Origin of the sequence: Thermovibrio guaymasensis (assembly GCF_003633715.1) — a bacterium.
Taxonomy (GTDB): domain Bacteria; phylum Aquificota; class Aquificia; order Desulfurobacteriales; family Desulfurobacteriaceae; genus Thermovibrio; species Thermovibrio guaymasensis.
The window spans coordinates 298120-306842 of sequence record NZ_RBIE01000002.1 but is presented as its reverse complement, the minus strand read 5'-3'; the positions used below and the strand labels follow the sequence as shown (position 1 = coordinate 306842).

Below are 8723 nucleotides of genomic sequence, written 5' to 3'. Positions count from 1 at the left end.
AGCCGGTAGCTATAGAGGAAGGATTAAGGTTTGCTATCCGTGAGGGTGGAAGGACAGTAGGTGCTGGTGTTGTTACTGAAATTCTTGACTAATTAGAGAGGGGTAGTTATGGCTCAGGACCGCATTAGAATAAAGTTAACTGCTTATGATCACAGACTTCTTGACAGGTCTGTTCAGGAGATAATTGATACAGTTAAGAGGACTGGCGCGATCGTTGCCGGTCCCATACCTCTTCCTACGAAGCGTTCGTGGTGGAGCGTTATTCGTTCTCCTCACAAGTACAAGTACTCACAGGAGCAGTTTGAGATAAGGAAGCATAGAAGGCTCCTAGATATTAAAAATCCAAAGCCTCAAACCGTGGAAGCTCTTATGGACCTTAAGCTTCCCGCCGGTGTTGATGTAGAGATAAAGCTTGATTAAGAGGTGAAGTGATGAAAGGTATCCTCGGTAGAAAAGTTGGAATGACTCAAGTTTTTACTGAAGACGGTAAAGCTATAGCTGTTACTGTGATAGAGGCCGGCCCATGTACGGTTGTTCAGAAGAGGACTCCTGAGAGGGATGGATACAGTGCCCTCCAGCTTGGCTTTATGGAGAAGAATAAGGCTGAGAGCAAGTTTCCAAAGCCTCTTCTCGGTCACTTTAAGAAGGCTGGTATAAAGCCTACAAGGTGGCTTAAAGAGGTTAAGTTTGATAACGTTGATCAGTATTCAGTTGGCGATAAGATAACCGTTGAGATCTTTAAGCCAGGTGAGAAAGTTGATGTAACCGGTAAGTCAAAGGGAAGAGGTTTTGCCGGTTACCACAAGAGGCACGGTTTTGGTGGTGGTAGGCGTTCTCACGGTTCAGACTTCCATGAGGGACCCGGTTCAATAGGGGCCTGTGCAGACCCCGGAAGGGTTCATAAAGGTAAGAGGATGGCCGGCCATTACGGTAACGAAACTGTAACAGTTAAGAACCTTGAAATCGTTGACGTTATCCCTGAGAAGAACCTCATCCTTGTAAAGGGTGCTGTTCCCGGACACAAGGGAGGTCTTGTAATAGTTAAAGGAAAGTAAGGGGTGAGAAATGGAGATTAAGGTAGTAAACCTTAACAATCAGGAAGCAGGAACTGTACAGATCAAGGATGAAATTGCTAACGCTCCTATAAAGAAGCATGCCGTTTGGGAGACTGTTAAGTGGCAGCTTGCTAAGAGGAGAAGGGGAACTCACTCTACAAAGACCCGTGGTGAAGTTAGAGGTGGTGGAAGAAAACCTTGGCCACAGAAGCATACAGGTAGGGCAAGGCAAGGTTCTATAAGGGCTCCCCAGTGGGTTGGTGGTGGCGTTGTTCACGGACCAAAGCCGAGGGATTACTCCTACAACCTTCCAAAGAAGGTTAGAAAGGTTGCTCTCAGAAGCGTAATAGCTGGTAGACTCCAAGAGGGTAACTTCATAGTTGTTGAGGACTTCTCATTTGAGAAGCCGAAGACTAAGCAGGCTGTTGAGTTCCTTAAAAACCTCGGACTTGAGAATGCTAAAGTTCTACTTGTTGTCCCTTCTGAGCTTGATGAAAATACGTACCTTTCCTTTAGGAACCTTCCTAACGTTAAAGTTCTTCCTGTAGAAGGTCTTAACGTTTACGACGTTTTGGCTTATGAGAAGTGTGTAGTTTTCAAGTCAATCCTACCCAAAATAGAGGAGAGGCTGTCATGAGAACCCCCTATGATATAATCCTGCGCCCTGTAATTACTGAGAAGAGCGTAAGGCTTGCAAACCTTGAGGTTAAGAGCTCCAAAACTAAGGAGCCGAGGAAGATTACAAAGGTTACATTTGAAGTAGCTATGGACGCTACTAAGCCGGAAATCAAGGAGGCAGTTGAGAAGATTTTCGGCGTTAAGGTTGAAAAGGTCAATACGATAATCGTTAAGGGTAAGAGAAAGGGTGTAAGGTTCTTCCGTGGTAGGAAGAAGGACTGGAAGAAGGCAGTTGTAACCCTTAAGCCCGGTTATGAAATTGACCTTGAGAAACTTTAGTTAAGAGGAGTTAAAAATGGGAATTAAAAGGTTTAAGCCATACACACCTTCAAGGCGTTTTATGACCGTTTCGGACTTTGCGGAAATTACTAAAACTGAACCTGAAAAGTCCCTTACGGTCGGCTTTGTAAGGGGAACTGGTAGGAATAACCAGGGTAGGATCACCTGTCGCCATAAGGGTGGTGGCCATAAGCGCCGCTACAGGATAATTGACTTTAGGCGTGATAAGATCGGTGTTCCTGCAAAGGTTGCTGCTATTGAGTACGATCCGAACCGTTCTGCAAGAATTGCTCTCCTTGTCTACGCTGACGGTGAAAAGCGCTACATCATCTGGCCTGAAGGCCTTAAGGTCGGGGATACTGTTGTTGCAGGTCCCGATGCTGAGATTAAGGTAGGTAATGCTCTTCCGCTTAGGAACATTCCCGTTGGTACAATTGTTCACAACGTTGAGCTTAAGCCCGGTAAGGGCGGTCAGCTTGCCCGTGCTGCTGGTTCTTTTGCCCAGATTATGGGTAAGGTGGGAGACTACGCACAGCTTAGACTTCCATCTGGAGAGCTCCGCCTAGTTCACCTTGACTGCATGGCTACAATTGGTCAAGTTGGAAACCTTGACCACGAGAACATCGTTCTTGGTAAGGCCGGTCGTTCAAGGTGGCTCGGTATCAGGCCAACAGTTCGTGGTACTGCTATGAACCCAGTTGATCACCCCCACGGAGGTGGTGAAGGTAGAACGTTCGGTAAGCACCCTGTTACTCCTTGGGGTCAGCCTACCAAAGGATACAAAACTAGGCGTGCTAAGAAGTACTCTGATAAGTTCATCATTAAACGCCGTAATCAGAAGTAGGAGGTTTAAATGGGCCGTTCACTGAAAAAGGGTCCTTACGTGAACCCTAAAATACTTAAGAAAGTCCGTAAGATGAACGAAACGGGAGAGAAGAAAGTTATAAAGGTGTGGGATAGGGCATGTACAATCGTTCCCGAGTTCATCGGCCACACCTTTGCCGTTTACAACGGCCAGAAGTTTATTCCCGTTTACGTTACGGAGCAGATGGTAGGCCACAGGCTTGGTGAGTTCTCACTTACCAGAACTTTCCGTGGTCACGCTGGACAGAAAGTAGCTAAGAAGAAGTAAGGAGAGGTAGAAGATGGCTGTTGAACAGAGGGAATACTACAGAGAGGGTGAAAGGGGTTTTGAGATCCCTGTAGAGGCAAGGGCAATCTGGAGAAGGGCCCGTATGTCGGCCTCAAAAGTAAGGCTCGTTGTTGACCTTATAAGGGGTAAACACGTAGAGCAAGCCCTTGCAATCCTCCAGAACTCACCTAAGAAAGCTGCAAGGATGGTTGAAAAGGTCTTAAAGAGTGCTATTGCAAATGCTGAGCAAAAAGGCCTTGACCCTGAAGAGCTTATCGTTAAGAGGGCTTACGTAGATGAAGGTCCTACAATGAAGAGGGTAAGGCCAAGAGCTATGGGTAGGGCTAATATTATTAGGCGCAGAACCTGCCACATTACGGTTGTGGTAGGGAAACCGGAAGCAAAAAAGTAATTTGGGGGTAAACCTTGGGACAGAAAGTACATCCTATCGGATTTAGGCTTGGGATTACTAAGGATTGGGAGTCTAAGTGGGTAGTTAAGGAGAAGGGGAAGTTCGTTAACTTCCTACACGAAGACCTTAAAATCCGTGACCTTATTAAGAAGAAGTACTACCACGCTGGAATTGCCCGTATAGACATTGAGAGAACTCTTGACAAGATTGACATCAGAATTTGGGCAGCACGTCCAGGTCTCCTTATCGCAAGGAAGGGAGCTGAAGTTAAAGCCCTTAGGAGATTCCTTGAAGACCTTACAGGGAAGAGCGTTCGCATCAACATTGAAGAGGTGAAGTATCCTCAGCTTAACGCTCAGCTCGTTGCTGAGAACGTTGCTCAACAGCTAGAGCGCCGTGTGGCGTTCAGGCGCGCCATGAAGAGGGTTATTGCGGACGCCATGAAGGCGGGCGCTAAAGGAATTAAGGTTATGTGTGCTGGAAGGCTTGGCGGTGCCGATATGGCCCGTAAAGAGTGGTACAGGGAAGGAAGGGTACCTTTGCAGACAATTAGGGCAGATATAGATTATGGCACTGCAATAGCAAAGACTAAGTACGGTGTTATTGGCGTTAAGGTCTGGATTTACAAAGGTGATGTTTACAAGGATGAAACAGAGGAACTCCTTAAGAAGATTGAGAAAGAAGTAAAACAAGAGATGGCGAGAGGTGAGTAGTCATGTTAATGCCAAGGAGAACCAAGTATAGAAAGCAGCAGAGAGGTAGGTTAAAGGGTAAGTCTTACCGCGGAAATAGGCTTGCTTTCGGTGACTATGGAATTCAGGCCCTTGAGCCTCATTACGTTACAACTAACCAAATTGAGGCTGCAAGGGTTGCTATGACCAGAACTATGAAGAGGGGCGGTAAGGTTTGGATTAGGATCTTCCCAGATAAACCTTACACTAAGAAGCCCCTTGAAACCCGTATGGGTAAAGGTAAAGGTAACGTAGAGACCTGGGTTGCAAAGGTTCTTCCCGGTAGAATAATGTTTGAAGTTGCCGGTGTTCCTGAAGACGTTGCAATGGAAGCTTTAAGGCTTGCTATACATAAACTTCCTATGAAGTGTAGAATCGTTAAGAGAGAAGAAACTCCAGCTGGTGAGGAGTAAAAGATGAAAAAGTACACTGAGGAGTTAAGGCAGAAGTCAACTGAGGAGCTCCAGAAAATGGTAGTTGAGTTGAAGGAAAAGCTCCTCAAACTTCGTTTTAAAAACGTCTTTGGTCAGCTTGAGAATCCTATGGAGATCCGCAAGGTAAGGCGTCAAATTGCCCGTATTTTAACCATACTCAGAGAGCGCGGCGTTAAGGCTTAACGGAGGAAGATATGGCAGAAAGGCTCAACAGAAGGAAAGTAAGGGTTGGAGTTGTAGTTAGTGATAAGATGGATAAGACCGTTGTTGTAAGGGTTACAAGGGAGTTTCGTCACCCCCTCTACGGTAAGAGGGTTAAGAAGTCTAAGAAGTACATGGCTCACGATGAACTTAACCAGTGTCAAGTTGGTGACGTTGTAAAGATCATGGAGACCCGTCCCCTCTCAAGGCATAAGAGGTGGAGGGTCGTTGAGATTATTGAGAAGGCCAAGAAGCTCGGTGAAGCCGAGACTCCAGAGGAGTAAATCCTTTATTGAAGGAGTGAGGAGATGATTCAGGTTCAAACTTACCTTAACGTTACAGATAATACAGGAGCGAAAAGAGTTCAGTGTATTAGGGTACTCGGAGGTTCTAACAGGAAGTATGCCTCCCTTGGTGATCAAATAGTTGTTACAGTAAAGGACGCAATTCCTAACGCTACTGCTAAGAAGGGAGAGGTTTACAGGGCAGTAGTAGTTAGGACTAAGAAAGAGGTGAGGCGTCCTGACGGAACTTACATCAAGTTTGACGATAACGCCTGCGTTCTCCTAAACAAGCAGGGAGAACCCCTTGGAACTCGTATTCTCGGCCCAGTTGCAAGGGAGGCAAGGCAGAAAGGGTTTACAAAGATTACGACCCTTGCTCCTGAAGTTATTTAATAGGGAGGATTTAAATGGCTAAGAAGAAGTTTAAGATAAAGGCAGGCGACAAAGTTGTAGTAATAGCAGGGAAGGACAAGGGAAAGGTTGGTAAAGTCTTAAAGGTCCTTCCCGAGGAAGAGAGGGTAATTGTTGAGGGTGTAAGGATCGTTAAGAAACACCTCCGCCCAAGCCAGAAGTACCCAGAGGGCGGAATCATTGAGAGGGAAGCTCCGATTCACATCAGCAACGTAATGCTTGTTGACCCTAAAACTGGCCAACCTACAAGAGTTGGCATAAAGTTTGTTGACGGCAAAAAAGTTCGCTACGCTAAGAAATCAGGTGAAATTATTAGCGAAATCAGCAAACCAAAGAAGGCGGGTCGGTAATCCGCCCTTTAAGGAGGAGTTATGGCAGAGGAGAAGTACATTCCAAGACTTAAGAAGAGATATCAGGAAGAGGTGATTCCTGCTCTTATGAAGAAGTTTGGATATAAGAACGTTATGGAAGTTCCAAAGATTGAGAAGATAGTTGTTAACATGGGTGTAGGTGAGGCCGTTCAGAACATTAAGGAGCTTGAAAATGCTATGAACGACCTCGCCCTTATTACAGGCCAAAAGCCTTCCGTTAGGAGGGCCAAGCGTTCTGAAGCTGGCTTTAAGCTCCGTAAGGGAATGCCCATAGGAGCTAAGGTTACACTAAGGCGCGATAGGATGTGGGAGTTCCTTGACAGGCTTATTTCAATTGCCCTTCCAAGAACGAGGGACTTTAAAGGACTCTCCCCTAAGTCCTTTGATGGAAGGGGCAACTACAACTTTGGTTTAGAGGAACAGACTGTTTTCCCTGAAATTGATTACGATAAAGTTGACAAGATTAGGGGAATGAACATTACAATCGTTACAACTGCTGAAACTGATGAGGAGGCTAAAGCCCTCCTTGAAGCTCTCGGTTTCCCATTTAGGAAGTAATTGATTAGGAGGAGTTTATGGCAAGGAAAGCTTTGATTGTTAAAGCTCAGAAAGAGCCTAAGTACAAGGTTAGGAAGTACAACAGGTGTCCCTTATGTGGGCGTCCTAGAGGATTCATAAGGGAGTTTGGAATGTGCAGGCTCTGCTTTAGAACACTTGCTCTCCAAGGTAAAATTCCAGGCCTAAAGAAGGCCAGCTGGTAAAAACACGGTAAGAGGGGTAGAGAAGCCATGATGATGGATACAGTTTCCGATTTCCTGACGAGGATTAGGAACGCAAACCTTGTTTACAAGGAGTACACAGACGCTCCTTACTCAAAGGTGAATGAGGCTATTGCTAAGATCCTTAAAGAGGAAGGTTTCATAAAGGACTACGAGATTATTGAGGAGCCTTTTAAGAGGGCTAAGAACCCTGAGAACAAGAAAAAGTTGATAAGAGTTCACCTTAAGTACGGTCCTAATAAGGAGAGGGTTATAAACGAGATTAAGAGGGTTTCAAAGCCCGGTAGGAGGATTTACGTCGGTAAGGATGAGATTCCACTTGTTAAGGCTGGCCTTGGAGTTGCGATTCTTTCAACTAACAAAGGGATTATCCCCGGTTACAAGGCCAGGAAGCTCGGCGTAGGCGGAGAAGTCCTCTGCTACGTCTGGTAAAACCAAAGGAGAAGGAGTGGAAAGATGTCAAGGATAGGAAGGCTTCCCGTTGAGATACCACAGGGCGTAACAGTTGAGGTTAAGCCTGGGAATCACGTTATAGTTAAAGGTCCTAAAGGACAGCTTGAATTTACTTTTAACCCAAAGCTTACAATTAAGGTTGAGGATAATAAGGTTATAGTTGAAAGGCCTAACGATGAAAAGCAGATGAGAGCTCTCCACGGAACTACGAGAGCTCTCATCAACAACATGGTAATTGGAGTTTCAAAGGGCTTTGAGAAGGTTCTTGAGGTTAAAGGTCTCGGTTACAGGGCCTTTGTAAAGGGTGATACCCTTGAACTCCACTTAGGTTTTTCACACCCTGTCCTCTATAAGATTCCTGAGGGAATTCAGATAGAGGTTGATAGGGATAACAACATCTACGTTCGTGGAATTGATAAGCAGAAGGTAGGTCAAGTTGCGGCTGAGATTCGTTCCTTTAGACCACCAGAGCCTTACAAAGGTAAAGGTATTAGGTATAGGGGTGAGAAGATTATTCTCAAGCCTGGTAAGTCTGCTAAGAAGTAATCCTTAAAAGGGGAGAGAAGATGGCTAAGTTAACCAGACGCGAAAGGATAGCAAAGAAGCACAGGAGGGTAAGAAAGAAGATTTTTGGAACTCCTGAAAGGCCAAGGCTTGCAGTTTATAAAAGCTTAAAGCACATATACGCACAGATTATTGACGATACTAAAGGAGTTACTCTAGTTTCTGCATCAACCCTGGATAGAGAGCTCCGTCCGAAACTTGCCGAGCTTACAAAGACTCAAGAGGCTTATGAGGTTGGTAAGCTTATCGCTCAGAGAGCTCTAGAGAAAGGTATAAAGAAAGTCGTTTTTGACCGTGGAGGATTTATCTACCACGGCCGTATTAAAGCCCTTGCTGAAGGTGCAAGGGAAGGTGGACTTGAATTTTAGGGAGGTAATAGATGGCTAAGAGAGTTAAGCCTGAAGGTTTAGAGTTAAAGGAGAGGTTAGTCCATATTAACAGGAACGCGAAAGTCGTTACCGGTGGGCGTAAGTTCAGCTTTACCGCTTTCGTCGTTGTCGGTGATGGCAAAGGAGTAGTTGGTTTTGGAAGGGGTAAGGCTGCTGAAGTTCCAGATGCTATTAGGAAGGCTACTGAGGATGCTAAAAAGAACTTAATTAAGGTTCCGGTTGTTGATGGAACGATTCCTTACGAAGTTGAGGCTAAGTTCGGAGCTTCAAAAGTTATAATGAGACCTGCTGCTCCTGGTACTGGAGTTATTGCTTCAGCTCCAGTTCGTGCAGTTCTTGAGTCAGCCGGAGTTACAGACGTTCTTACTAAGGTTATCGGCTCTACAAACCCCCATACTGTAGTTAGAGCCGTTCTTAAAGGGCTTGAGCAGCTTAAAACTCCTGAGGAATTTGCACAGCTCCGTGGCGTTCCCGTTGAGGAACTGAGGAAGCGCTGGAAACTTCCAGGTAGGAAGGTTACAAAGGAAGGGGAAATCGTTAGGAGGTAATC

20 protein-coding genes are annotated in these 8723 nt (G+C 45.5%); all 20 read left to right on the top strand.

The window, feature by feature from the left end; genetic code table 11:
- Positions 1 to 92: EF-Tu C-terminal domain-related protein (locus tag C7457_RS06850; protein WP_144444011.1), on the top strand; the 92-nt coding region annotated here is incomplete at its 5' end.
- Between the two features lie 16 nt (positions 93 to 108).
- Entirely contained in the window at positions 109 to 420 is a 312-nt protein-coding gene (gene rpsJ / locus C7457_RS06845) for a 30S ribosomal protein S10 (protein WP_013537015.1), read from the top strand.
- An 11-nt stretch (positions 421 to 431) separates the two neighbouring features.
- Complete coding sequence (gene rplC / locus C7457_RS06840) at positions 432 to 1055, top strand: 50S ribosomal protein L3 (RefSeq protein ID WP_121171375.1); 624 nt, start codon at positions 432 to 434, stop codon at positions 1053 to 1055.
- A gap of 10 nt (positions 1056 to 1065) precedes the next feature.
- A complete protein-coding gene (gene rplD / locus C7457_RS06835) occupies positions 1066 to 1692 on the top strand; it encodes a 50S ribosomal protein L4 (RefSeq protein WP_121171373.1) in 627 nt (208 codons plus the stop codon).
- Complete coding sequence (gene rplW, locus C7457_RS06830; protein ID WP_121171371.1) at positions 1689 to 2012, top strand: 50S ribosomal protein L23; 324 nt, start codon at positions 1689 to 1691, stop codon at positions 2010 to 2012. The genes rplD and rplW overlap by 4 nt, the downstream gene beginning before the upstream one ends.
- Positions 2013 to 2028: 16 nt before the next feature.
- Positions 2029 to 2856 (top strand): 50S ribosomal protein L2, encoded by an 828-nt coding sequence (rplB, locus tag C7457_RS06825; protein WP_121171369.1) that lies wholly within the window; start codon positions 2029 to 2031, stop codon positions 2854 to 2856.
- Positions 2857 to 2865: 9 nt separating this feature from the next.
- A complete protein-coding gene (rpsS, locus tag C7457_RS06820; protein WP_013537020.1) occupies positions 2866 to 3144 on the top strand; it encodes a 30S ribosomal protein S19 in 279 nt (92 codons plus the stop codon).
- A 13-nt stretch (positions 3145 to 3157) separates the two neighbouring features.
- Positions 3158 to 3556, top strand: coding sequence for a 50S ribosomal protein L22 (gene rplV / locus C7457_RS06815; RefSeq protein ID WP_121171367.1), 399 nt, complete (start codon positions 3158 to 3160; stop codon positions 3554 to 3556).
- A gap of 14 nt (positions 3557 to 3570) precedes the next feature.
- Positions 3571 to 4269 (top strand): 30S ribosomal protein S3, encoded by a 699-nt coding sequence (rpsC, locus tag C7457_RS06810; RefSeq protein WP_121171365.1) that lies wholly within the window; start codon positions 3571 to 3573, stop codon positions 4267 to 4269.
- Between the two features lie 2 nt (positions 4270 to 4271).
- Complete coding sequence (gene rplP, locus C7457_RS06805) at positions 4272 to 4700, top strand: 50S ribosomal protein L16 (protein ID WP_121171363.1); 429 nt, start codon at positions 4272 to 4274, stop codon at positions 4698 to 4700.
- 3 nt (positions 4701 to 4703) lie between these two features.
- Positions 4704 to 4904, top strand: coding sequence for a 50S ribosomal protein L29 (gene rpmC, locus C7457_RS06800; protein WP_121171361.1), 201 nt, complete (start codon positions 4704 to 4706; stop codon positions 4902 to 4904).
- Positions 4905 to 4915: 11 nt separating this feature from the next.
- Positions 4916 to 5206 (top strand): 30S ribosomal protein S17, encoded by a 291-nt coding sequence (gene rpsQ / locus C7457_RS06795; RefSeq protein WP_121171359.1) that lies wholly within the window; start codon positions 4916 to 4918, stop codon positions 5204 to 5206.
- A gap of 24 nt (positions 5207 to 5230) precedes the next feature.
- The gene (rplN, locus tag C7457_RS06790) at positions 5231 to 5599 is read left to right on the top strand and encodes a 50S ribosomal protein L14 (RefSeq protein WP_121171357.1); all 369 of its coding nucleotides are present in this window, start codon (positions 5231 to 5233) and stop codon (positions 5597 to 5599) included.
- A gap of 14 nt (positions 5600 to 5613) precedes the next feature.
- A complete protein-coding gene (gene rplX, locus C7457_RS06785; RefSeq protein WP_121171355.1) occupies positions 5614 to 5967 on the top strand; it encodes a 50S ribosomal protein L24 in 354 nt (117 codons plus the stop codon).
- Positions 5968 to 5988: 21 nt separating this feature from the next.
- A complete protein-coding gene (gene rplE / locus C7457_RS06780) occupies positions 5989 to 6546 on the top strand; it encodes a 50S ribosomal protein L5 (RefSeq protein WP_121171353.1) in 558 nt (185 codons plus the stop codon).
- Positions 6547 to 6563: 17 nt separating this feature from the next.
- Positions 6564 to 6749 carry a type Z 30S ribosomal protein S14 gene (locus C7457_RS06775; RefSeq protein WP_121171351.1) on the top strand — a complete coding sequence of 62 codons (186 nt, stop codon included), beginning with the start codon at positions 6564 to 6566 and terminating at the stop codon, positions 6747 to 6749.
- Between the two features lie 27 nt (positions 6750 to 6776).
- On the top strand, positions 6777 to 7199 hold the full coding sequence (gene rpsH / locus C7457_RS06770) for a 30S ribosomal protein S8 (protein ID WP_121171349.1): 423 nt from the start codon (positions 6777 to 6779) through the stop codon (positions 7197 to 7199).
- Positions 7200 to 7223: 24 nt separating this feature from the next.
- A complete protein-coding gene (gene rplF, locus C7457_RS06765) occupies positions 7224 to 7766 on the top strand; it encodes a 50S ribosomal protein L6 (RefSeq protein WP_121171347.1) in 543 nt (180 codons plus the stop codon).
- A gap of 20 nt (positions 7767 to 7786) precedes the next feature.
- The gene (rplR, locus tag C7457_RS06760) at positions 7787 to 8152 is read left to right on the top strand and encodes a 50S ribosomal protein L18 (RefSeq protein ID WP_121171345.1); all 366 of its coding nucleotides are present in this window, start codon (positions 7787 to 7789) and stop codon (positions 8150 to 8152) included.
- A gap of 11 nt (positions 8153 to 8163) precedes the next feature.
- The gene (gene rpsE, locus C7457_RS06755; protein WP_121171343.1) at positions 8164 to 8721 is read left to right on the top strand and encodes a 30S ribosomal protein S5; all 558 of its coding nucleotides are present in this window, start codon (positions 8164 to 8166) and stop codon (positions 8719 to 8721) included.
- Positions 8722 to 8723: the final 2 nt, after the last annotated feature.

Excerpts from the sequence above, each read along its gene's own strand:
- rpsJ (WP_013537015.1), top strand. The coding sequence starts at position 109 with ATGGCTCAGGACCGCATTAGAATAAAGTTAACTGCTTATGATCACAGA.
- rplC (WP_121171375.1), top strand. The coding sequence starts at position 432 with ATGAAAGGTATCCTCGGTAGAAAAGTTGGAATGACTCAAGTTTTTACT.
- rplD (WP_121171373.1), top strand. The coding sequence starts at position 1,066 with ATGGAGATTAAGGTAGTAAACCTTAACAATCAGGAAGCAGGAACTGTA.
- rplW (WP_121171371.1), top strand. The coding sequence starts at position 1,689 with ATGAGAACCCCCTATGATATAATCCTGCGCCCTGTAATTACTGAGAAG.
- rplB (WP_121171369.1), top strand. The coding sequence starts at position 2,029 with ATGGGAATTAAAAGGTTTAAGCCATACACACCTTCAAGGCGTTTTATG.
- rpsS (WP_013537020.1), top strand. The coding sequence starts at position 2,866 with ATGGGCCGTTCACTGAAAAAGGGTCCTTACGTGAACCCTAAAATACTT.
- rplV (WP_121171367.1), top strand. The coding sequence starts at position 3,158 with ATGGCTGTTGAACAGAGGGAATACTACAGAGAGGGTGAAAGGGGTTTT.
- rplP (WP_121171363.1), top strand. The coding sequence starts at position 4,272 with ATGTTAATGCCAAGGAGAACCAAGTATAGAAAGCAGCAGAGAGGTAGG.
- rpmC (WP_121171361.1), top strand. The coding sequence starts at position 4,704 with ATGAAAAAGTACACTGAGGAGTTAAGGCAGAAGTCAACTGAGGAGCTC.
- rpsQ (WP_121171359.1), top strand. The coding sequence starts at position 4,916 with ATGGCAGAAAGGCTCAACAGAAGGAAAGTAAGGGTTGGAGTTGTAGTT.
- rplN (WP_121171357.1), top strand. The coding sequence starts at position 5,231 with ATGATTCAGGTTCAAACTTACCTTAACGTTACAGATAATACAGGAGCG.
- rplX (WP_121171355.1), top strand. The coding sequence starts at position 5,614 with ATGGCTAAGAAGAAGTTTAAGATAAAGGCAGGCGACAAAGTTGTAGTA.
- rplE (WP_121171353.1), top strand. The coding sequence starts at position 5,989 with ATGGCAGAGGAGAAGTACATTCCAAGACTTAAGAAGAGATATCAGGAA.
- C7457_RS06775 (WP_121171351.1), top strand. The coding sequence starts at position 6,564 with ATGGCAAGGAAAGCTTTGATTGTTAAAGCTCAGAAAGAGCCTAAGTAC.
- rpsH (WP_121171349.1), top strand. The coding sequence starts at position 6,777 with ATGATGATGGATACAGTTTCCGATTTCCTGACGAGGATTAGGAACGCA.
- rplF (WP_121171347.1), top strand. The coding sequence starts at position 7,224 with ATGTCAAGGATAGGAAGGCTTCCCGTTGAGATACCACAGGGCGTAACA.
- rplR (WP_121171345.1), top strand. The coding sequence starts at position 7,787 with ATGGCTAAGTTAACCAGACGCGAAAGGATAGCAAAGAAGCACAGGAGG.
- rpsE (WP_121171343.1), top strand. The coding sequence starts at position 8,164 with ATGGCTAAGAGAGTTAAGCCTGAAGGTTTAGAGTTAAAGGAGAGGTTA.